Consider the following 21,900-nt stretch of genomic DNA (forward strand, 5'->3'; position numbering starts at 1 on the left):
CTGACCCCACCCCTCACGGGAGCCCCCGTCCGCACCGGACGGGGGCTCCCGTGCGTGGGGGCAGACACGGCCTGCCGGGGGTGGTTCGATGAACCGCGACGACGGGAGCGGTGGTGGGCGACGTCAGGGACCGGGGCGACGGAGCGCGCCCCGTCGACATGGCCGCGGTGTTCCGTGCCCTGCCGACGGCGTACACGCTGCTGGACCCGGCCTTCACCGTCGTCGACGTCAACGCCGAGTTCCTGCGCCTGACCGGCCGCGAACGGCACGAGGTGCTGGGCCGCGACGGGTTCGAGGTCTACCCGACGTTCCCCGCGACGCTGGTCGACGGCCGCAACCCGTTGCGGGAGCTGTTCGACCGCGTGCTGGGCTCGGGGCAGCCGGAGTCCGTGCCGCTGCTGCGCTACGACGTCGCCCCCACCGCGCAGGGCCGGCCGCTGGAGCGGTGGTGGTCGCTGGCCTGCTCGCCGCTGCTGGACGACGCCGGGGCCGTGGAGTTCCTGCTCTTCCACGCCGAGGACGTCAGCGCCTACGTCCTGGACCACGAGCGCGGGCTCCCGCACGAGACCGACCCCGCCCTCGGCGCGCGGCTGCTCGCGCGGCTGGAGGCCGGGCGGGTCGCGCAGGCCGCCCGGGCGGAGGCGGCGCGCCGGCTGTCCGCGCTGGCCGAGACGGCGCTGCGGCTGGCCTCGGCGCGGACGGTGGACGACGTGGTCCGCGCCGTCGCCGGTCACGCCCTGGCCTCCATCGGGGCCGACGCGGCCCGGATCGCCGTACCGGGTGGGACCGGCTGGCGGGTGGTGAGCCTCGGCGTCGACGGCGCTGCGGGGGGCGACCTGCAACGGCACGACCTGCCCCCCGACTCCCCCCTGCCGGTGTGCGTGAGCGCGCGCACGGGTGAGCGCGTGCTGCTGCCGGACGCCGCCGCGGTCGACGCCCACCACCCGCTGCTGGCCTCGCTGCGGGCCGCGAACGGCCGGCGGGCGTGGGCCGCGCTGCCGCTGACCGTGGAGGGGCGGGTCATCGGGGGGCTGTCGGCGGGCTGGAGCCGGGACCACGCGTTCACGGCGGAGGACCTCGAGCTCCTCGACGGCTGCGCGGCGCAGTGCGCGCAGGCGCTGGAGCGCATCGTCGGCGAACGGTCGGCGGCCGAGGAGGTGCGCGTCGTGCGCCGGTTGTCGGAGACGCTGCAGCGCAGCCTGCTGACCCGGCCCCCGGTCCGCGAGGGCCTGCGCCTGGCCATGCGCTACCAGCCGGCGACGCGCGGCGCGGAGGTCGGCGGTGACTGGTTCGACGCGTTCGCGACCCGCTCGGGGGGCACCGTCCTCGTCGTCGGCGACGTCGTCGGCCACGACCAGGTGGCCGCGGCCGCCATGGGTCAGGTCCGGAACATGGTGCGCGGCATCGCCTTCGACGGCGACGACCGCCCGGCGACGCTGCTGACCCGGCTGGACCAGGCGATGGCCGGGCTGGAGCTGGGAGCGCTGGCGACGGCCGTCCTGGCGGTCGTGGACCCGCCGCTGCCCGGGATCGGCGCGCGCCGGCTGCGCTGGACCAACGCCGGTCACCTGCCCCCGCTGCTGCGCCACACCGGTGGGCGGGTGGAGGTGCTCGACACGTGCGACGACCTGATGCTCGGGGTGGACGCGACCTCGCCGCGCCACGAGCACGTCGTCGCGCTCGAGCCCGGGGACGTGCTCGTGCTGTACACCGACGGGCTCGTCGAGCGCCGCGGGCTGGACATCGACGACGGCGTCGCCGGGGTCCGCGCGACCCTGCAGGCGCGCGACGTCCTGACCGCGCAGGGGTGGGCGGACTCGTTGCTGACGACGATGCGCGCCTCCGGCGGCGAGGACGACACCGCGCTGCTCGTGGTGCACGTGGAGGCCGCCGCCCCGGTGGGAGCGTCGTCCCCCGACGCCGCGGTGGACGTCGTGCTGCCCGCCGACCCGCGGTCGGTGCGCGACGCGCGCCGCCTGACGAACCGCTGCTGCAACCACAACGGCGTCGACGACGACACCACCGAGACCGTGGTCCTGCTGACGAGCGAACTGGTGACGAACGCGATCGTCCACGGCCGCAGCGACGCGCGGCTGAAGGTCGTCGCGGGCCCGCGGTCGGTGCACGTGGAGGTCGCCGACGACAACGACCGGGTCCCCGTCCTGCAGACCCACGACGACGAGGCGCTGTCGGGTCGCGGGATCTCGCTGCTGGAGGTGGCCGCGACGCGCTGGGGCGTCGAGGAGGCACCGATCGGCAAGGTGGTGTGGTTCACCCTCGACGCTTCGGGGTGAGTGCGGGGCCGGGTCGTCGGCCCCTCGTTTCCGTTGAACGGGGGCGAGGGGCCGACGATCCACCCCCTCACACGTCGGTCGTGCTGCGCCCCACGGAGATCGTCTGACCGCGGAAGAACCCGGGCCGGCGGGCGAACTGCACGAGCATCACGACGACCCCCAGGGCCAGGACGCCGACGCCGAGCAGGAACACCAGCCCGACGCCCCCGACCTGCGAACCCGACCCGTAGGAGGGGTCGGTGGAGTCGACGGCGGTCTGCACGAAGAACACCAGCAGCAGGATCCCGCCGACCAGCGGCGCCAGGCAGGTCGAGGCGAACGCCTTCACGCTGCCGGCCCACGACCCCCGGAAGTACCAGACGCACGCCAGGGCCGTGACGCCGTAGTAGAAGCAGACCATCATCCCCAGCGCGGTGATGGTGTCGGACAAGACGTTCACGGACACCACGCGCATGACGGCGTAGAACACCGAGGCGATGACGGCCGAGACGACGGTGGCGTACCCGGGCGACTGGAAGCGCCGGCTGACGTGGGCGTACTTCTTCGGCAGGGCGCCGTAGTGGCCCATGGCGAGCATCGTGCGGGCCGGGGAGATGAACGTCGACTGCAGCGAGGCCGCCGAGGAGGCGAGCACCGCGACGGACATGAGGACCGCGACGGGTCCCATGACGGGCCCGGCGAGGGCGGCGAAGATGTTCTCCTGGATGTCCTCGTTGCCCAGCCCCAGCCCCTCGGACCCGGTGCCGGAGAACGACAGGACCGCCAGGGCGATCGTCAGGTAGAGCACGACGATGACGGCGATGGTGGACACCGCGGCGCGGCCGGGGGTGGTGCGCGCGCCCTGGGTCTCCTCGTTCATCGTCAGGACGACGTCCCAGCCCCAGTAGATGAACACCGACAGGGAGACCCCGGCGGCGAACGCGGAGAACGAGCCGACGCCGAGCGGGTTGAACCAGCCCGCCTGGACGCTCAGGCCGCCGGGCGCGGAACCGTCGGCGACGCGCACGAACGCGGCGACGGCGAACCACACGAGGACGACGAGCTGGAACGCGACGAGGACGTACTGGAACACCTTCGTCGCCTCCAGCCCCCGGTAGGAGATCCAGCAGGCCAGGGCCATGAACACCAGGCAGGTCGCGATGTTCACGGGGACGTTCGCGGCGAGGTCGGCCAGGGAGTCCCTGCCGGTGATCTGGGCGAGCATCAGGTAGAAGAAGTCGACGGCGATGCCGGCGAGGTTGGACAGCACGAGGACGGTCGCGGCGAGCAGCCCCCACCCGCCCATCCACCCGATCCAGGGACCGAACGCCCGCGAGCCCCACGTGAAGGTCGTCCCGGCGTCGGGCATCGCGGAGTTCAGCGCCCGGTAGCCGAGGGCCACGAGCAGCATGGGGATGAACCCGACGAGGAAGATGGCGGGCAGGTGGTCGCCGACGACGGAGGCCGTCGGGCCGAGGGCACCGGTCAGGGTGTAGGCGGGGGCGATGGTCGAGACGCCGATGACGACGGCCCCGAGCATCCCGACGCGTCCGCCGCCGAGGCCCTTGGCCTCGCGGGTCGCCTCCTCCGGTGCGGCGCTCACGAGGCACCGCCGCGGGGGACCACGACGACGGGGACGGGGACGTGCCGCAGGATCCGCGCGGCCGTGGGGCCGAGGAACGTCTGCCGGCCCTGGGCCAGCCGGGAGGACCCGACGATCAGCAGACCGCCGGGGGCCCAGTCGATGGAACTCACTGCTTCCGCCATGGTGCGTCCTCGCCCCACTTCCGTGCTCACGTTCCCCGGTCCGGTGCGTCCCCGGACCTCCTCGACCGCCGCGTTCATCCTGGCCACCAGTTCCGGGTCGGCCCCGGAGTCCTCGTCCACCTCGACGAGACTCACGACGTGCAGCGGCAACCCGGTCCGCTCAGCGGCTTCGCACGCCTCGGCCAGCACCGCGGAAGCCCCCGGACGGGTGCCGACCGCGACGTAGAGGTGGTCGACGCGCCCGGGTGGTTCGCGGCGCGGGACCAGCAGCACCGGGACGGGCGAGGCGTGCAGGAGGGTGCGCGCCACGGTCCCGACGCCGAGCACTCCCCCGGTCGTGCCGACGACGATCGCGGTCGCGTCCGCCGCGGCCTCGAGCAGCCCCTCGGGCACGGAACCGGCGGTGCGGACCTCGGTGCGCACGTCGACGTCGGGCCCGAACTCGGCCAGGGCCTCGCGGGCCCAGCCCTGGGCCTGTTCGGTGACGACGTCGCTGAACGGCGGGTAGTGGCTGCCGAAGGGGTCGTCGCTGCGGACGACGACCACGACGTCGAGCCCGACCTCCAGGGAGCGGGCCAGGACCCCGGCCCAGCGCAGCGTCTCGCGCCCGCCGTCGTAGGCGACGACGTACCGCCGCGGGTACGCGAGCGTCCGGTCCACCGGACTCACGCGAGGAGCTCTGCGACGTCGGCCGCGGCGGCACGCCCGGAGCGCAGGGCGCCGTCGACGTGCTGGTAGCCCTCGGCGGCCAGGTCGGAGCAGGCCCAGTGGATGCGCCCGACGGGGGTGCGCTGGTCGGCGCCGTAGCGGGCGAGGCCGCCGAGGTCGAAGCTCGCGGCGTACGCGCCGCGGGTCCACTCCTCGCTGCCCCAGTCCGACTCGTAGTAGGCGACGGGTTCGAGGGCCTGATCCCCGAGGAACTGCGCGATGGAGGCCAGGATCGCCGCGCGCCGCTCGGCCTCGGGCAGGGCGAACACCGCGTCGGCCTTCTCGTCGGAGACGAACGCGACGAGGGTTCCCCGGTCGTCGCCGTGGATCGTGTTGTCGTACACCTCCTGCACGAGGGTGGAGGTGCCGAAGCAGGTCCCGGACAGCCCTGCCTCGCGCCAGAACGGCGTCGCGTACGTGGCATGCACCTTGATGACCAGACCCATGGACAGGTGCTGGTGCATCTGGTGCTGGCGGCGCGGCAGCGGCGGGTCGTAGCTGATGCGGGAGAACAGCGGCGGCGGCACGGCGACGACGACGCGCTGGGCGCGCACGGTGACCCGGTCGGACTCCACGACGACGCCGTCCTCGTCCTGGCGGATGGTCCGCACGGGCGTGGCGAGGTGGACGCGGTCGCCGAGCTCGGCGGCCAGGTGCTGCGAGACGGACTGCATCCCGCCGACGACGCGGCGGTCGAGGATGAAGCACTCGTCGGTCAGGTTCGTGAACGACCCCGCCGAGGCGGCCATGAGCACGGCCTGCAGCGTGGAGAACGCGTGCGCGGGTTTGGTCAGCATGGCGCCGGCGATGAACAGCGCGACGGCGGTGACGGCCTCCTCGTCGTCGGACTGGCGGCGCAGCCAGTCCTGGAAGGAGATCGTGTCGAGTTCGCGGGCGCGCGGGTGGGCCCAGGGTTCGCTCGCCCCCACGGACGCCGCGAGGTCGTCCATGAGCTCGGTCAGGCGGGTGATCTCCTTGGCGGTGGAGTCCGCGACGGGGAACGTCGTGCCCTCGTACTGCGTGCGGACCCCGTCGGCACCGATGAAGACGGAGCCGCCCTCGCGGTAGCGGGGGTAGGTCTGCAGGCCGATCTCGTCGAGCAGGCCCAGGAGCTCGGTCTGGTCCGGGGAGACCCACTGGCCGCCGATCTCGAGGGTCACGCCGTCGTGCTCCTCGGTGTGGGTGCGGCCCCCGACGCGGTCGCGGGCCTCGAGGACGACGACGTCGCGGCCCGCGCGGGTGAGGTGCCGGGCGGCGTTGAGGCCGGCGGGACCGGCGCCGACGACCACCACATCGGCTCGCAGGTCGGCACTGACGTCTGCGGTGACTTCGGTGGGGCTCACGGGACCTCCATGGTTCGATCGGCGAGAAAGTGATCGGGCTTCATTAATGACCTGCGGGACGCCCCTGTCAAGGCTGTGCGCGAAGATGACCCGCATGCCCGCGACGCCCCCGCCGACCCGCCGGGGACGCGGCCGCCCCACCCGTCCCGTGCTCACCGCCGACGGCATCACCGCCGAGGCCGTGCGACTGCTGGAGGAGCGCGGCCAGGACGGGCTGACCATGGCGGCGCTCGCCCGGCGCCTGGGTGTGGCGCCCAGCGCCCTGTACAACCACGTCGCGACCAAGCAGGACGTGCTGCGGGCCGTGCAGGACGACGTCAACCGCGGTATCGACTGCGACGGCTTCGAGGAGCTGGCGTGGGACGCGGCCCTGGCCCGCTGGGCGCTCTCCTACCGCGACGCCTACGCGCGCCACCCCGCCCTCGTTCCGATCATGGCCGTCACCCCCGTCGGCAGCTCGCCGCACACCGTGGCGATGTACGAGCGCGTCAGCGCGGGACTGCTCGCCGGCGGCTGGCCCGCGCACCTGGTGACGAACGTCGTCGTGGCGGTCGAGTCGTTCGTCCTGGGCTCGGCCCTGGACACCCAGGCCCCCGCGGACATCTTCGACCCGGGGGAACTGGACGCCCCGACGGTCCGGACGGCGAACGCCGCCCGGCCGGGAGGGGACACGGCGCGGGCGGCGTTCGACCTCGGGCTCGAGGCGCTGCTGACGGGGTTGCGGACCCTCCTGGTTCAGAAGGGGTAGCGGGCGATCCTGCTCTGCACCGTCACCCACCGGGTCTCGGTGAACGCCTCCACGTTCCCCTCGTGGCCCCCGAACCGGGCCCCGGTCCCCGACGCCCCGACCCCGCCGAACGGCGCCGTCGACTCGTCGTCGACCGTCTGGTCGTTGATGTGCACGATGCCGCTGGGGATGCGCGAACTCAGCTCGTAGGCCGCGAAGGCGTCCTTCGCCAGGATCCCCAGCGACAGCCCGTACTCGGAGGAACCGACGATCTCGACGAGGTCGTCGAGGGAGGAGAACGACACGACGGGGGCCACCGGCCCGAACACCTCCTCGGCGAACGCGCGGTGGTCCGGGCGCACCGCGTCGAGCACCGTCGGCGCGTAGAACAACCCCTCGTGGGTCCCCCCGGCCGCCAGCCGCGCACCCGCCGCCACGGTGTCCTGCACGATGGAGTCCACCTTCGCCAGCTGCCCGGCGTCGATGATCGGACCGAGCGGGGTCCCCGTCGTCGGGTCCCCCGCGGGCAGCGCGGACGCCTTGGCCGCCAGCCGTTCCACGTACTCGTCGTGGATCCGCTCGTGCACCAGGTGCCGCCCGGTGGTCATGCAGATCTGCCCCTGGTGCAGGAAGGAACCCCACGCCCCGGCCGACGCCGCCGCCTCGACGTCCACGTCGTCGAGGACCACGAGGGCGTTGTTCCCGCCGAGTTCGAGGTGGGCGCGCTTGAGGAGCCGACCGGCGGCCGCGCCGACGGCCCGCCCCGCCTGCGTCGACCCCGTGAACGAGATGACCCGCACGGCGGGTTCCTCGACCAGCGCCGTGCCGACGTCGGCCCCACCCGGCAGCACGTGGAACAACCCGTCGGGCAGCCCCGCCTCGGCCAGCACCGCCGCGAGGAACAACCCGCCGGCGACGGCCGTGCGGGGGTCCGGTTTGAGGACGACGGCGTTGCCCAGCGCCAGCGCGGGGGCGATGGAGCGGGCCGCGAGGATCCCCGGGAAGTTGAACGGCGAGATGACCCCGACGACCCCGACGGGGACCCGTTCGGCCAGGCTCAGCCGGGGCCGCGAACTGCGCAGCAGCTGACCGTACGGGACCTGCGCGGTCCCGGCCGCGAAGTGGAACTCCTCGGCGACGAGCCCGGCCTCGAACGCGGCCTTGCCCTGCCCCGACCCCGCCTCGCGGACCAGCCAGTCCTGCAGGACCCCGGCGTGCTCGACGACCAGGTCCCCGGCGCGCCGCAGCAGCGCCGCCTTCTCCTGGGCGGGGACCTGCGCCCAGTCCCGCTGCGCACGGACGGCCCGTTCGGTGGCGGCGGTGACGTCCTGCGGCGTCGCCACCCCGAAGCGGCCCAGTTCGGCGCCCGTCGCGGGTTCGACGGCGGGCGCGCTCGGCCCGCCCGTCCGCCAGCCGCCGGAGTAGAAGGCGCCGTCCCAGGTGCCCGGCTCGAAGAACGTCATCGTCCCCTCAGTCCTCTCGTCACACGATCGTCAGTCCCACCAGCAGATCACGGAGCTCGGCGACGCTGGTCCCCCAGGTCTCCTCCACGACCACCTCGCCCCCGCGCAGCGAGACCACGGCCTCCTCGCTGTAGACGCGCGAGACGCAGCCCACACCCGTCAGCGGGTACGTGCAGCGCGGGACGAGCTTGGGGGTCCCGTCGCGTCCGCGCAACGGCATGACGACGTACACGGCCCGCGCCCCCGTGGCCAGGTCCATCGCCCCGCCCACGGCGGGGATCGCGTCGGGCGCCCCGGTGTGCCAGTTCGCCAGGTCCCCGTTCACCGCGACCTGGTAGGCCCCCAGCACGCACACGTCCAGGTGGCCGCCGCGCATCATGGCGAAGCTGTCGGCGTGGTGGAAGTAGGAGGCGCCCGGCGTCTCGACGACGGGGACCTTGCCCGCGTTGACGAGATCGGGGTCGACCTCGTCGCCCACCGCGGCCCGGCCCATCCCGAGCATGCCGTTCTCGGTGTGCAGGACGACCCCCGACTCCGGGGAGAGGTGGTCCGCGACGAGCGTGGGGCGCCCGATCCCGAGGTTGACGTAGGCGCCGTCCGGGATGTCCCGCGCCACCCGGGCGGCGAGTTCGTCCTTGGTCAGCGGCCCCCGGTCCAGGTGCTCCACGCTCACGCCGCCCCTCCCTCGATCTTGACCACCCGGTCGACGTAGATCGCCGGTGTCACCACGTTCTCCGGGTCCAGCCCGCCGGTCGCCACGACCTCGGACACCTGCACGATCGTGGTCCGCGCGGCGGCGGCCATGACGGGCCCGAAGTTGCGGGCGGTCTTGCGGTAGACGAGGTTCCCGACGCCGTCGGCCACGTGCGCCTTCACGAGCGCCACGTCACCGTGGATCGGGAACTCCAGCAGGTGCTCACGGCCGTCGATGACCCGCGTCTCCTTGCCCTCGGCCAGCGGGGTCCCGACCGCGGTCGGGCAGTAGAACGCCCCGATCCCGGCCCCGGCCGCCCGCAGCCGTTCCGCGAGGTTGCCCTGCGGGACGAGTTCGAGCTCGATGCGCCCGGCGCGGTACAGCTCGTCGAAGACCCACGAGTCGCTCTGCCGCGGGAACGAGCAGACGATCTTGCGGACCCGGCCGGCCCCCAGCAGCGCGGCCAGCCCGAGGTCGCCGTTGCCGGCGTTGTTGCTGACGACGGTCAGGTCCTTCGCGCCCTGGCGCAGCAGCGCGTCGATGAGTTCCACGGGCTGCCCCGCGGCCCCGAAACCTCCCACGAGGACGGTGGACCCGTCGGCGACGTCGGCGACCGCGGCGTCGGCGTCGACGGGGAACTGCGTGCGGCTCACCGGCTCTCCTCCATCGTGTTCTCCAGGACGACGGCGAGCGCCTGCCCGACGCCGATGCAGATGGCGGCGACGCCCCAGCGGACGCCTTCGGCGCGCAGCCGCGCGACGAGGGTTCCCAGGATCCGGCCGCCGGAGGCGCCGAGCGGGTGCCCGAGGGCGATCGCGCCGCCGCGGGTGTTGACGATCGCGGGGTCGATCCCCCAGGCGTCGACGCAGGCCAGGGACTGGACGGCGAAGGCCTCGTTGAGCTCGACGGCGCCGACCTGGTCCCAGCCGACGCCGGCGCGGGCCAGGGCCCGGTTCGCGGCCTCGACGGGGGCGAACCCGAAGTCCTGGGGGTCCAGCGCGAACGTCCCGCGGCCGGCGATGCGGGCCAGGGGTTCGCGCCCGACCGGCGCGTCCGCCGAGCCGACCAGGACGGCGGAGGCGCCGTCGGACAGCGGGGAGGCGTTGCCCGCGGTGATGGTGCCGTCGAAGGCGGGTTTCAGGCCGGCGAGGCGCTCGATGGTGGAGTCGGCGCGGATCCCCTCGTCGCGGGTGACGTCACCGACGGGCACCACGAGGTCGTCGTAGAAACCGTCGGCCCAGGCCGCAGCGGCGAGGCGGTGGGAGCGGACGGCGAACTCGTCCTGGCGTTCGCGGGAGATGCCGAACCTCTGCTGCAGGAGCTCGTTGGCGCCGCCGAGGCTGACGGTCCACTCCTTCGGCATCCGGGGGTTGACGAGCCGCCAGCCCAGGGTGGTGGACACGGCGGTGACGTCCCCGGCGGGGAAGGCGCGGGAGGGTTTGGGCAGCACCCAGGGCGCGCGGGACATGGACTCGACGCCGCCGACGAGCACGACGTCGGCGTCCCCGGTCTCGACGGCGCGCGAGCCGGCGAACAGGGCGTCCAGCCCGGACCCGCAGAGGCGGTTGACGGTGCTGCCTGGGACGGAGGTCGGCATCCCGGCGAGCAGGACGGCCATCCGGGCGACGTTGCGGTTGTCCTCCCCCGCGCCGTTGGCCAGGCCGAGGACGACCTCGTCGACGGCGGCGGGGTCGAGGTCCGGGGAACGGTCCAGCACGGCGCGGACCACGGCCGCGGCGAGGTCGTCGGGGCGGGTCTCGGCGAGGGAGCCGCCGAACTTGCCGAACGGGGTCCGCACGGCGTCGTAGACGTAGGCCGAGGCAGAGGGGGTGGGCACGGGTCCACTGTGCTCAGACCGGGCCCATACGTCCAACACCGGTTGCGAAGGACTTCGGTACTTCCCGAGTATGGACGGGTGACCCTGCGCCGCTTGGAGTACTTCGTCGCCGTCGCCGAGCAGCGATCGTTCTCGGCCGCCGCGCGCACCCTGCACACGGCCCAGCCGCCGCTGTCGACGCAGGTGCGGGCCCTGGAGCGCGAGCTGGGGGCCGAGCTGTTCGACCGCACGGGCCGCACCCCGGAGCTGAGCCCCGCGGGCCGGGCGCTGCTGCCGGAGGCCCGCCGGATCCTGGCCGCCTACGACCGGCTCGCGACGACGGCGCAGCGGGCCCGCGACGGCAGCGTCGGGCGGCTGCGGCTCGGGCTGGTGCCCTCGGCCACGGCGGGGCGGCTGCCGGCGGTCCTGCGCCGCCTGCGCGTGGACCTGCCCGGTCTGGAGGTCTCCCTCGTCGAGGGCCGCCCCCCGGAGCTGCTGCGCCGCCTCGACCTCGACGACCTCGACGTCGTGCTCCTCTACACCGTGGTCGACGGCCCGGCCCTGGCCTCCCGCGTCCTGGCCACCGAGCCCCTCGTGCTGGCCGTCCCGCCCGGGCACCGGTTCGCCGCGCAACCCGCGGTGGCGGTCGCCGACCTGGAGCGCGAACCGCTCGTGCTGCCGGCCCGGCACGGCGATGACGGCCTGCGCGAGCGCACGTCGGCCCTGCTGGCGGGGGTCCACGTGCGGGTCGTGCAGGACGACCTGTGGATGGTGCAGACGATGGTCGCGCTGGTCGCGGCGGGACTGGGCTGCGCCGTCGTCCCGGCCTCCAGCGCGCACGTCGGCCCCGCCGAGGTCGAGCACCGGCCCTTCGCCGACGCCCGCACCGGGCTCGACCTCGTCGCGTCCTGGCGCGAGGACCGCGACCACCCGCCCGTCGCGCGCTTCCTCGCCGCGTGGGGGGCGGCCGGGTGACGGCACGTTGACTCCGCGGTCCCGATGAACGGGACCGGGGATGGAGCCGGCGCCCAGCGCCGGACAACGTGCCGATTCGGTGAGCCCGGCGCTGGCACTGCCGATCGGGTGACCCGACCCCTTTCGGTTGCATGCGGCAACCACCTGTCCTACGATGATTGAGACCCTCAACATTGAAGGTCTCAAGCTTCGCGGGAGATCGACGCATGAGCAGCACCACCCCCACCACGCACCCCGGGGCCCACCGCCCCGCCGACGAACCCATGTCGCACCGCCAGATCATGGAGGCCCTCTCGGGCCTGCTGATCGGCATGTTCGTCGCGATCCTGTCCTCGACGGTCGTCTCGAACGCCCTGCCGACGATCGTGGCCGACCTGCACGGCAGCGAGTCCGGCTACACCTGGGTCGTCACCGCCACCCTGCTGGCCACGACGATCTCCACCCCGATCTGGGGCAAGCTGTCGGACCTGTTCTCCAAGAAGCTGCTCATCCAGCTCGCCCTGGGGATCTTCGTGGTCGCCTCGGCCGTCGCCGGGCTCAGCCAGAGCATGGGGATGCTCATCGCCATGCGCGCCGTCCAGGGCCTGGGCGCCGGCGGCCTCACCGCGCTCGCGCAGGTGATCATGGCGTCGATGATCGCGCCCCGCGAGCGCGGCCGGTACTCCGGCTACCTCGGCGCGGTGTTCGCCCTCGGCACCGTCAGCGGCCCGCTCATCGGCGGGGCCCTCACCGAGCACCTGTCCTGGCACTGGTGCTTCTACGTCGGCGTCCCCTTCGCGCTGCTCGCGATCGTCGTCCTGCAGAAGACCCTGCACCTGACCACCGTCCGCAAGGACCACGTCCGCATCGACTACCTCGGCGCCACCCTGCTCGCCGCGGGGGTCGCGAGCCTGCTCGTGTGGGTCTCCCTGGCCGGTCAGCAGTTCGACTGGGGTTCGTGGCAGACCGCCGCGATGGTCGGCGGCGGGATCGTCCTGCTCGCCCTGACCGTCCTCGTCGAGTCCCGCGCGGCGGAACCGATCATCCCGCTGCGGTTCTTCCGCAACCCGACCGTCGTCCTGTCGGCCGTCGCCAGCCTGTTCGTCGGCGTCGCGATGTTCGGCGGCACCGTCTTCCTCTCGCAGTACTTCCAGCTCGCCCGCGGCGCCAGCCCCACCGCGTCGGGCCTGCGCACCCTGCCGATGATCCTGGGCCTGTTCGTGGCCTCCACCGTCGCGGGGCAGTTCATCACCCGCACCGGCCGCTGGAAGGGCTGGATCCTCACCGGTGGCATCCTGCTCACCGCCGGCCTGGGCCTGATGGGCACCGTGGAGTGGGACACGAACTACTGGGTCACCGCCGCCTGGATGGCCCTCATCGGCCTGGGCGTGGGCATGATGATGCAGAACCTCGTCCTGGCCGTGCAGAACGTCGTCGCCCCGCAGGACCTCGGGTCGGCCAGCTCGTTCGTCGCCTTCGCCCGCAGCCTCGGCGGGGCCATCGGGGTCTCGGCCCTCGGCGCCGTCCTCGCCCACCGCGTCACCGACCACCTCACCGACGGGCTGCGCAGCGCCGGGATCTCCGCGGGTTCCGCGCTCGGCGGTTCCGGCGTCCCGAACCTCAAGGCCATCCCCGAACCCGTGCGCGGGATCGTCCAGGCCGCCTACGGTTCCTCCGTCGCCGACGTGTTCCTCGTCGCCGCGCCGTTCGCGCTCCTCGCCCTCCTGGTCAGCTTCTTCTTCAAGGAGGTCGCGCTGCGCGGCGCCGGGACGGCCGAGGCCGCGCAGAGCCCGGCCGAACCCGTCGCGGTGGACGACCGGGTGCAGACGGTCGTGGCCCTCGGCGTGACCGGGACGGTGCGCCGGCACGGCGGGACCGGCCTGGCCGACGCCGTCGTCACCCTCACCGACGCCGCGGGCCGCCAGGTCTCGCGCACCCGCACCGACGCCACGGGCCGCTACACCGTCGCCGCCCCCACCGGCGGGACCTACCTCGTCATCGTCGCCGCCCCGCACACCGCGCCGTCGGCCACGCTGGTCCCCGTCGCCGACCGGGCCACCGTGCACGACGTCGTCCTGGCCGGGCGCTCGGCCATCACCGGCCGGGTCCTGGCCGGCGAACCGGCCCAGACCGTCACGGACGCCCTCGTGACCCTCACCGACGTCACCGGCGAGGTCGTCGGCACCGCGCACAGCGACACCGACGGCACGTACTCCTTCGGGGACCTGATGGGCGGCGCCTACGTCCTGACCGCGCAGCTGCCCGGGCACCGCCCGCAGGCCCGCGCCCTCGACGTGCCCGACGCCGGGGTCCTCGCGGTCGACCTGCAGGTGGCCGGCGGTGGCCGGCTCGTCGGCACCGTCGTCGCGGCGGCCGACGGGCGTCCCGTCCCCGAGGCGCTCGTGACGGTCCTGGACGGGACCGGGCAGGTCGTGGCCAGCACCACCACGCCCGCGGACGGCCGCTACCGCTTCGACGACCTGCCCGGCGGGGACTACACCGTGACCGCGGCCGGGTACTCCCCCGTGGCCCGCACCGCCGAGGTCGAGGACGACGTCGAGACCCGTGTGGACGTCGCGCTGGGTGCGGCGCTCCCCCAGGGAGCCGTCCGATGATGTCCGGCGTGGCGACGCACGAGGACACCCCGACCCCCCTCCTGGCCGGCCTGGAGGCGGAGTTCGCCGCTCTGTGGCAGTTGCGGAAGGTGCGGGCGCGGGAGTTCAGCCAGCTCCTGCACCCGCACCTGGACCCGACGGCGCTGCCGCTGCTCGGCGAGCTCGGCCAGAACGGGCCGCTGCGGCCCACCGACCTCGCCGACCGGCTGCACCTGGACCCCTCGACCGTGAGCCGGCAGCTCAACGCGACCGAGAAGCTGGACCTCGTCCGCCGCTTCCCCGACCCGACCGACGCCCGGGCCCGGCTCGTGGACCTGACCGAGCAGGCCCGGGACAAGTTCGAGGGGTACCGCGAGGAACTCCTCGGCCGGTGGCGGCGCTCGCTGGGGAACTGGGCCCCCGGCGAGGTGGAGACGCTGACCAGGCTCCTGCACCGGCTCCGGCAGGACTGGTGAGGACGTGCCCGCCGAGGGTGACGGACCGGGCACCGTCGTGGTCGGGGTCGACGGCTCGCCCGCCTCGCTGAACGCGCTCGCGTGGGCGGCGGGGCAGGCTCGCCGCCAGCGCAGCACGGTGCTGGCCGTCCACGCCCGCACCGTGCTCCCCGGCCTGGCGACCGTCACCGACCGCAGCGGGGTGGTGGCCCTGGCCGCCCGGGCCGATCTCGAGGAGATCGCCGCCGAACTCACCGGCCGGCTGCGGCTCATCGAGGGCGAGCTCGGCGTCGCGGTCTACCTCGTGGTGCGGGCCGGGGACCCCGCGGGTGTCCTGGCGGCGGTGGCCGAGGAGGTCCGGGCCGACGCGCTCGTCGTCGGAGCCTCCCGCAGCCTGGGCCACCGGGTCGCCGGTTCGGTGGCGACGCGGTTGTGCCGCAACGCCCGCTGTCCCGTCACCGTCGTGCCCTGAGGCCCGGCGGACCGTCCCGGAGTTCGCGGCGGCAGGCCGCCGACCCCTAGGCCGCGGCGGTCAGCCCGGCCCCCCGCGGCGGGTTCCCCGGCGGGTTCCGCGACAGCTTCCCCGGCGTCCAGCAGGAGACGGGCGAGAGAGCGCAGCGCGGGGTCGTCGGCGGTGAGCCGGTGGCGGTCGGCGACGGCAGCGAACACCTCCCCGAGGCCGGCCAGCAGGGCGTGGGGGTCGAGGGGCGGACCCCCGCCGTCCTCGGCGAGGTCCGGCACGAGGTCCGCGAGGGCTCCCAGGTACCTGGCCACCAGGTGGTGGGCCAGTTCACCGCCGTCGTCACAGGGCAGGTCGAGGTGGTGACGCGCCGAGCGGCGGTGCTCGTCGAGCGCCGGGCGTGCGGTGGGCGGCGTGGTCGTGGGCGTTCTCGTGGGCATGGCGGGACTCGTCTCGTGCGCAGGGGCGGGGTACGCGGCGGCGCGTGGTCGCCCCCCTGAGTCCGCCCTCGCGACGGTCGTCGTCACGAGGTCGGGGCGCCACCGTCGTGCGGTCGGCGCCTGCGGTGCGGGAGGTCAACCACGCGGGGTTACTCGTCCCCGGCCCGGGGCGACGCGGCGCAGGACGCGGTGCGTGTCGACGCCCATCCCTGCACCTCCCCTGCGCTCCGATCGGTGCCCCGCAGTGAACAGCAGGTCTCCTCGTCCGCGCAACCCCCGGCAGCGACCCCCGCGGTGCCGGATCGTTCTGCGCCTTCGCCGTACGAACAGGGTGAAGAACCTCCGATCTTCACGTCTCAGCAAGTCCCGGGGAACATTCGCCCGCGACAGCCGACCGCTGGGGCCGGAGGTCACTAGCGTCGCTGACCGTGACCGAACTCCTGGCGGCACCGACCTCACCGCTGACCTCCTCCCCCACCCGCCCCGCGCCCCGCACCGCGGGCCACGTCATCGTCGAAGCCCTTGCGGCGCACGGTGTCGAACGCGCCTACGTCGTCCCGGGCGAGAGCTACCTCGACGTCCTCGACGGGCTGCACGACTCCGGCATCGAGACGGTCGTGACGCGCCACGAGGGCGGCGCGGCCTACATGGCCGAGGCCGACGGGAAGATGCACCGGCGGCCGGGCATCGCCATGGTGACGCGCGGACCGGGCGCGGCCAACGCCCACGTGGGTCTGCACACCGCGTGGCAGGACTCGACCCCGATGGTGCTGTTCGTCGGGCTCATCCCCTTCGACCACCGGGACCGGGAGGCGTTCCAGGAGTTCGACGTCAAGGCGTGGTTCGACACCGGGGCCAAGCGCGTCATGGTGCTCGACAACGCCGAACGCGCGTCCGAGATCGTCGCCGAGGCCATGTTCGCCGCCAGCAGCGGCCGTCCCGGGCCCGTCGTCGTCGGACTGCCCGAGGACGTCCTGCGGCACGAGGTGCACACGCCCACGCACCCGCCGATCCCGGTCGCCACCGGCGGGATGACCGCCCGCGACGTCGACGCGCTGACGCAGGCCCTGGCCGGTGCCGCCAAACCCCTGTTCGTGACGGGCGGCAACGACTGGACCCCCGCCGCGGCGCAGCAGCTCACCGCCTGGCTGGAGAGGCACCGCATCCCCGCGGCGGCCGAGTGGCGCACCGAGGGGACGGTACCGTTCGACTCCCCCAGCTACGTCGGCCCGATCGGCTACGGCCGGCCCAAACCCACCTACGACCTGCTCGAGGAGACCGACCTGCTGGTCTTCGTCGGGACCGTCCCGGGTGACACCCTCACCGACGGGTTCGTCGTGCGCCAGGACTGGTCGCGCAAGAACTTCCTCGTGACGATGGACCCGTCGCTGCGCGGGCGCAGCGGCGCCGTCTCGTACCAGATCGTCGCCAAACCCGACGTGTTCGTGCGCGACCTCGCCGGCATCGACCTGCCGGTCCGGCCCGAGTGGGTCGCCTGGACCGAGCGCATGCGCGCCGAGCAGGTGCAGTTCGCGGCCCTGCCCCCGGCCACCCCGACGCCCGGGCCCGCACGCATGGACACGTTCATGGCCAACCTCGTCCCCGGCCTGCCGCGTGACGCGATCGTCACGTTCGGCGCCGGTGAGCACACGAACTGGGCGCACCGGTACTTCCCGACCCACGGGTTCGCCTCGATGCTCAGCGCCCGCAACGGCTCGATGGGGTACTCGATCCCCTCGGCCGTCGCCGCCTCCCTGTCCTACCCGGGCCGCCGCGTCGTCACCGTCGCCGGCGACGGGGAGTTCCTCATGAACGGTCAGGAACTGGCCACCGCCGCGCAGTACGGGGCGACCCCGCTCGTCGTCGTCGTCGACAACGCCGAGTACGGCACGATCCGCACCCACCAGGAACGCCACTACCCCGGCCGCGTCAGCGGGACCCAGCTGAAGAACCCCGACTTCGCCCTCATGGCGCGGGCCTTCGGCGGTTTCGGCGTCCGCGCCGAACGCGACGAGGACGTCCCCGCCGCGCTCGAGGCCGCCCTGCGGGCGATCGACTCCGACCGCATCTTCGCCCTCGTCCACCTCGTCGTCGAGCAGCGCACCCGCGCGTACTGAACCGCCCCCACCAGCGCAGGAGAACACCTCACGTGAGCACCACCTCCGCCCTGACCCCCGCACCGTCCCCGGCCCAGCACGTGGTCCAGACCGTCCCCGACGGCCTCTTCATCGGCGGCCGCTGGCGCCAGGCCCGCCGCGAGCAGCGCATCGAGGTGGAGAACCCCGCGACCGGTGAGGTCCTCACCACCGTCGCCGACGCCGACGTCACCGACGGCCGCGACGCCCTCGACGCCGCCGTCGCCGCCCAGGCCTCCTGGGCCCGGACCCCCACCCGCGTCCGCGCCGAGGTCCTGCGCCGCGCGTTCGACCTGCTGACCGCCCGCGCCGACGAGTTCGCCCTGCTCATGACCCTGGAGATGGGCAAACCGCTGGCCGAGGCCCGCGGCGAGGTCGCGTACGGCGCGGAGTTCCTGCGCTGGTTCTCCGAGGAGGCTCCCCGCATCCACGGCCGCTACGCGCCGAACCCGGTGGGCGGCAGCCGCCTGCTGACGACGAAGGCCCCCGTCGGCCCGACGTTGATGATCACGCCGTGGAACTTCCCGCTGGCCATGGCGACCCGCAAGGTCGCCCCCGCCGTCGCCGCCGGCTGCACCATGGTCGTCAAACCCGCCACGGCCACCCCGCTGACGATGCTGACGTTCGCCGAGCTCATGGCCGAGGCGGGCCTGCCCGACGGCGTCCTGAACGTCCTCACCACCTCCACCACCGGCCAGGTCACCGCGCCGCTGCTGGCCGACCCGCGCCTGCGCAAGCTCACCTTCACCGGCTCCACCGAGGTCGGCAAGCGCCTCATCGCCGCCTCGGCCGAGCAGGTCCTGCGCGTCTCGATGGAACTCGGAGGCAACGCCCCGTTCCTCGTCTTCGACGACGCCGACCTGGACAAGGCCGTCGACGGCGCCGTCGCCGCCAAGATGCGCAACACCGGCGAGGCGTGCACCGCCGCGAACCGGTTCTACGTCCAGCGCGGTGTCGCCGCCGAGTTCACCGAGCGGTTCGCCGAACGGCTCGGGAACCTCGTCGTCGGTGACGGCGTGGACCCGGGCACCCAGGTCGGCCCGCTCATCGACGCCGCCGCCCGCGCCGACGTCGCCGCCCGCGTCGACGAGGCCGTCCGGGCCGGCGCCACGGTGCTCACCGGCGGCTCAGCGGTGGGCGAGCACGGCTACTTCTACGCCCCGACCCTCGTCACCGACCTGTCCGCCGACTCTCGGTTGCTCACCGAGGAGACCTTCGGGCCCGTCGCCCCCGTCGTCACGTTCGACACCGAGGACGAGGCCCTGACGCTGGCGAACTCCACCGAGCACGGCCTCATCGCCTACGCCTTCACGCAGGACCTCGACCGGGGTCTGCGCGTGGCCGAGAACCTCCAGACCGGCATGGTCGGGCTCAACGCGGGTGTCGTCTCCAACGCCGCCGCACCCTTCGGCGGCACCAAGGCCAGCGGCTACGGCCGCGAGGGCGGGTTCGAGGGCATCGAGGAGTACCTGGAGACCAAGTACGTCGGCATCGGCTGACCCCCGGCGGCACCGGGCGGGCCCGGGTTCCTCAGCGGGTGGGTGCGGCGTCGGCGAGGCGCCCGGCCCCGCGCCCGACGATCTCGTCGGCCGCCTGGGCGACGACCTGGCGGGCGCGGTCCAGGCCCGCCCCGCCGAACCCGCCGGGTCCGGTCAGCCCACCGGCGGGGTTCCCCGGCAGGAGGGGCAGCACGAGGGCCAGCACGAGCACCGCGAGGCCGCCGCGCAGCACGGCCCCGGCGGCGCGGTCGACCACGCGCAGGTGCACCGCGCCCAGGGCCCGGGACAGCGCCGACCCGAGGGCGCCGCCCAGACCGGCGCCGACGACGGCGAGCACGACGACCGTCCCGGCGGTCAGGGCCAGCGCGTCCCAGCCCGTCTGCGGCCACCGGTCCTCGACGCGGCCGGCGACGGTGAGACCGGTCACCGCCCCGGCGGCGAGGCCGAGCAGGGCCAGGACGGGGCGCGAGGCCCCGCGGCGCCAGCCGGAGCGGGCGGCCAGGACGACGACGAGGACGGCCAGCGCCAGGACGAGGAGACCGGCGGGGCGCAGGCCGCCGGGCAGGTGCGGGGTGAGGGAGGAGATGTCCACGGCGTGACCGTAGGCACGTCCAGGACCCGGGGAGAAGGCGCAGGGCGCGAACTTCAGGGACGGTTCAGGTTCTCCCGCAGCAGGCACCGGATCCCCACGTCACGACCACGGAACCACCCCTCTCCCGAACCTCAGGACGTCGACATGACGTCCGCGAGGGTCGGGAGCCACTGCCGGGTGCGGTCCGCCAGCGTGGGGACGCACTCGACGAGGGCACGGGTGTAGGGGTGCTCGGCGTGCTCGGCCAGCCGGGCCGAGTCGCCGAACTCCACGATCTCGCCGTCGTACATGACACCCACGACGTCGGTGTGCTCGAGGCAGAGCAGGATGTCGTGGCTGATGACGAGCAGGGCGACACCTTCGGACCGGGTGAGTTCGGTGAGCAGTTCCATGGCGCCGCGGGCCAGCGACGCGTCGAGCGCGCTGGTCGGCTCGTCGGCCACCAGCAGCCGCGGGCCACCGGCCAGGGCGATGGCGATCATGACCCGCTGGCGCATGCCCCCGGACAGCTCGTCCGGACGGGACCGCAGCACGCGCGTCACGTCACGCAGCCCGACCCTCTCGAGCCAGTGGCCGGCCGCGTCCCGGGCGGCGCGCCCGGTGGTGCCGGCCCCCGCGAGGACCGCTGCGAGCTGCTTGCCGACGGGCCGCACGGGGTCGAGCGCGTTCATGGCGTCCTGGAACACCACGGCGATGCCGGGGGTGCGCAGCGGGATCGCACCGCGGCCGCGGGAGACGACGGGACGGCCCTCGAACGTGAGCTGGTCCGCGCTGATCCGCACGTCCGTCGTGCCCGTGGAGGTGAGCAGTCCGGTCACGGCCAGCGCGAGCGTCGTCTTGCCGGAACCCGACTGACCGACCAGGGCCATCCGCTGACCGGCTTGCAGGTCGAACGACGCGCCGGCGACGGCCAGGTGGTCCGCGCCGTCGCCGCTGCGATAGCGCACGTCCAGACCACGCACGCGCAGCAGCGGGTGCGCGGAACTCTGCTGGGGGACGACGGGGCTCACGGGACCACCTCTTCTTGACGGGCTGTCTGCGGATGGCGCGCGGAGCCGGGTCCACGCCCCGGTGCTCGGTGCCTATTGTGTGCTGCGGGAGGGGTTTGCGGAAGAGTTCGAAGGAGCGGTGACCGGTGCCCACAGAAAATCCCCAGGACGCTCGCCGGCTGGAGTTCGAGCGTGCCCGGCGGGCTCGTGCCGAGGAGGTGCAGACGTCGCCGACGCGCGTCTACGAACTGATCCGGTCGATGATCCGCGACGGGACCGTGCCCCAGGACGGGGCGCTGGGCGAGGCCGACCTCGTCCGGCACCTCGGCGCGAGCCGCAACGCCGTGCGCCGGGCCCTGCAGATGCTCGCCGACGACGGGGTCGTGGTCCGTCAGCGCCGGGCCGGGACCAGCGTCCTGCACGACATCGTCGCGGTCCGGGACGGCGAGGTCGGTCCGCGCGCCTACGAGGGGGCGGCCGACGAGGGACGGTTGCGCGTCAGCACCCTGGAGTGCCGTCGCATCCCCGTCCCCCCGCCCGTCCGGCGGGGGCTGGGCACGGACGCGACGTCCGTCCTGCTGCTCGAGCAGGTCGGGTTCGTCGGCGGGTCGCCGCTCTACCTGCGGGTGGGCTACAACGTGACCGACCTGAGCGTGGAGGAGTTCCTCCGGCGCATCGAGGCGAACCACGTGCGCTACCCGCCGATCGCGGAGGTCTTCGAGAGCCTCTTCGACGTCCCCTACGGCAGCAGCAGTTCCGTGGTGGAGGCGGTGTCCTGCGAGGAGCGCGCCGCGGGCCTGCTCGGGATCCCCGAGGGTTCCCCGGTCCTGCTGCGCGAGCTCATGACCCGGCAGACCGACGGCACCCCGCGGGAACTGAGCTTCACCCACTTCCGGGGCGACCGCGTCGCGATCTTCGGCGGGGACCACAGCGGCCCGAGCGTCGCCGGCACCGCCGGTTTCACCGACCTGGACCTGCCGCTGACGTAGCA

The 21,900-nt window shown here is 74.1% G+C and carries 18 protein-coding genes; 9 read left to right on the forward strand and 9 right to left on the reverse strand.

Annotation, left to right across the window (positions count from 1 at the left end):
• The first annotated feature begins 113 nt into the window (after window positions 1–113).
• On the forward strand, window positions 114–2,294 hold the full coding sequence (locus tag CLV37_RS22760; protein WP_146149549.1) for an ATP-binding SpoIIE family protein phosphatase: 2,181 nt from the start codon (window positions 114–116) through the stop codon (window positions 2,292–2,294).
• Window positions 2,295–2,361: 67 nt separating this feature from the next.
• Here the strand turns inward: CLV37_RS22760 and CLV37_RS22765 are convergent, their stop codons facing one another.
• From CLV37_RS22765 to CLV37_RS22775, 3 genes are read right to left on the reverse strand one after another with little or no spacing between them, the layout of a single operon-like run.
• Complete coding sequence (locus CLV37_RS22765; protein WP_106214883.1) at window positions 2,362–3,813, reverse strand: amino acid permease; 1,452 nt, start codon at window positions 3,811–3,813, stop codon at window positions 2,362–2,364.
• 59 nt (window positions 3,814–3,872) lie between these two features.
• Window positions 3,873–4,709 (reverse strand): universal stress protein, encoded by an 837-nt coding sequence (locus CLV37_RS22770; protein ID WP_170127449.1) that lies wholly within the window; start codon window positions 4,707–4,709, stop codon window positions 3,873–3,875.
• Complete coding sequence (locus tag CLV37_RS22775; RefSeq protein WP_281260554.1) at window positions 4,706–6,091, reverse strand: flavin monoamine oxidase family protein; 1,386 nt, start codon at window positions 6,089–6,091, stop codon at window positions 4,706–4,708. Before CLV37_RS22775 ends, CLV37_RS22770 begins: the two co-directional genes overlap by 4 nt.
• A 94-nt stretch (window positions 6,092–6,185) precedes the next feature.
• Here CLV37_RS22775 and CLV37_RS22780 point away from each other — a divergent pair, with 94 nt between their 5' ends.
• A complete protein-coding gene (locus tag CLV37_RS22780; protein ID WP_245885700.1) occupies window positions 6,186–6,839 on the forward strand; it encodes a TetR/AcrR family transcriptional regulator in 654 nt (217 codons plus the stop codon).
• Here CLV37_RS22780 and CLV37_RS22785 read toward each other — a convergent pair.
• Genes CLV37_RS22785 through CLV37_RS22800 form a run of 4 tightly spaced genes read right to left on the reverse strand, consistent with a single transcriptional unit; the run spans window position 6,827 to window position 10,812 of the window.
• Window positions 6,827–8,281 carry an aldehyde dehydrogenase family protein gene (locus CLV37_RS22785; protein ID WP_106214803.1) on the reverse strand — a complete coding sequence of 485 codons (1,455 nt, stop codon included), beginning with the start codon at window positions 8,279–8,281 and terminating at the stop codon, window positions 6,827–6,829. The genes CLV37_RS22780 and CLV37_RS22785 overlap by 13 nt on opposite strands.
• Window positions 8,282–8,300: 19 nt before the next feature.
• Complete coding sequence (locus CLV37_RS22790; protein ID WP_106214805.1) at window positions 8,301–8,954, reverse strand: 3-oxoacid CoA-transferase subunit B; 654 nt, start codon at window positions 8,952–8,954, stop codon at window positions 8,301–8,303.
• Complete coding sequence (locus tag CLV37_RS22795; protein ID WP_106214807.1) at window positions 8,951–9,628, reverse strand: 3-oxoacid CoA-transferase subunit A; 678 nt, start codon at window positions 9,626–9,628, stop codon at window positions 8,951–8,953. The genes CLV37_RS22790 and CLV37_RS22795 overlap by 4 nt, the downstream gene beginning before the upstream one ends.
• A complete protein-coding gene (locus CLV37_RS22800; protein WP_106214809.1) occupies window positions 9,625–10,812 on the reverse strand; it encodes a thiolase family protein in 1,188 nt (395 codons plus the stop codon). Before CLV37_RS22800 ends, CLV37_RS22795 begins: the two co-directional genes overlap by 4 nt.
• Window positions 10,813–10,890: 78 nt before the next feature.
• Here CLV37_RS22800 and CLV37_RS22805 point away from each other — a divergent pair, with 78 nt between their 5' ends.
• From CLV37_RS22805 to CLV37_RS22835, 6 genes are all read left to right on the forward strand, one after another.
• On the forward strand, window positions 10,891–11,766 hold the full coding sequence (locus tag CLV37_RS22805) for a LysR family transcriptional regulator (RefSeq protein WP_170127450.1): 876 nt from the start codon (window positions 10,891–10,893) through the stop codon (window positions 11,764–11,766).
• 263 nt (window positions 11,767–12,029) lie between these two features.
• Complete coding sequence (locus tag CLV37_RS22810; protein ID WP_483868413.1) at window positions 12,030–14,360, forward strand: MFS transporter; 2,331 nt, start codon at window positions 12,030–12,032, stop codon at window positions 14,358–14,360.
• An 8-nt stretch (window positions 14,361–14,368) separates the two neighbouring features.
• Entirely contained in the window at window positions 14,369–14,815 is a 447-nt protein-coding gene (locus CLV37_RS22815; protein ID WP_170127451.1) for a MarR family winged helix-turn-helix transcriptional regulator, read from the forward strand.
• 4 nt (window positions 14,816–14,819) lie between these two features.
• Window positions 14,820–15,266: a universal stress protein gene (locus tag CLV37_RS22820; RefSeq protein WP_106214818.1), complete on the forward strand. Its 447-nt coding sequence runs from the start codon at window positions 14,820–14,822 to the stop codon at window positions 15,264–15,266.
• An 868-nt stretch (window positions 15,267–16,134) separates the two neighbouring features.
• Window positions 16,135–17,811, forward strand: coding sequence for a thiamine pyrophosphate-dependent enzyme (locus CLV37_RS22830; RefSeq protein ID WP_342762305.1), 1,677 nt, complete (start codon window positions 16,135–16,137; stop codon window positions 17,809–17,811).
• A gap of 50 nt (window positions 17,812–17,861) precedes the next feature.
• The gene (locus tag CLV37_RS22835; RefSeq protein ID WP_106214885.1) at window positions 17,862–19,328 is read left to right on the forward strand and encodes an NAD-dependent succinate-semialdehyde dehydrogenase; all 1,467 of its coding nucleotides are present in this window, start codon (window positions 17,862–17,864) and stop codon (window positions 19,326–19,328) included.
• 31 nt (window positions 19,329–19,359) lie between these two features.
• On the opposite strand, the gene CLV37_RS22840 is transcribed toward CLV37_RS22835, so the two are convergent.
• A complete protein-coding gene (locus CLV37_RS22840) occupies window positions 19,360–19,920 on the reverse strand; it encodes a CvpA family protein (RefSeq protein ID WP_170127452.1) in 561 nt (186 codons plus the stop codon).
• 131 nt (window positions 19,921–20,051) lie between these two features.
• Complete coding sequence (locus CLV37_RS22845; RefSeq protein ID WP_106214826.1) at window positions 20,052–20,930, reverse strand: ATP-binding cassette domain-containing protein; 879 nt, start codon at window positions 20,928–20,930, stop codon at window positions 20,052–20,054.
• 125 nt (window positions 20,931–21,055) lie between these two features.
• Between CLV37_RS22845 and CLV37_RS22850 the strand changes: the two genes are divergently transcribed.
• Window positions 21,056–21,898 carry a GntR family transcriptional regulator gene (locus tag CLV37_RS22850; protein ID WP_146149550.1) on the forward strand — a complete coding sequence of 281 codons (843 nt, stop codon included), beginning with the start codon at window positions 21,056–21,058 and terminating at the stop codon, window positions 21,896–21,898.
• Window positions 21,899–21,900 lie beyond the last annotated feature (2 nt).

This window comes from Kineococcus rhizosphaerae, assembly GCF_003002055.1.
Lineage (GTDB): Bacteria > Actinomycetota > Actinomycetes > Actinomycetales > Kineococcaceae > Kineococcus > Kineococcus rhizosphaerae.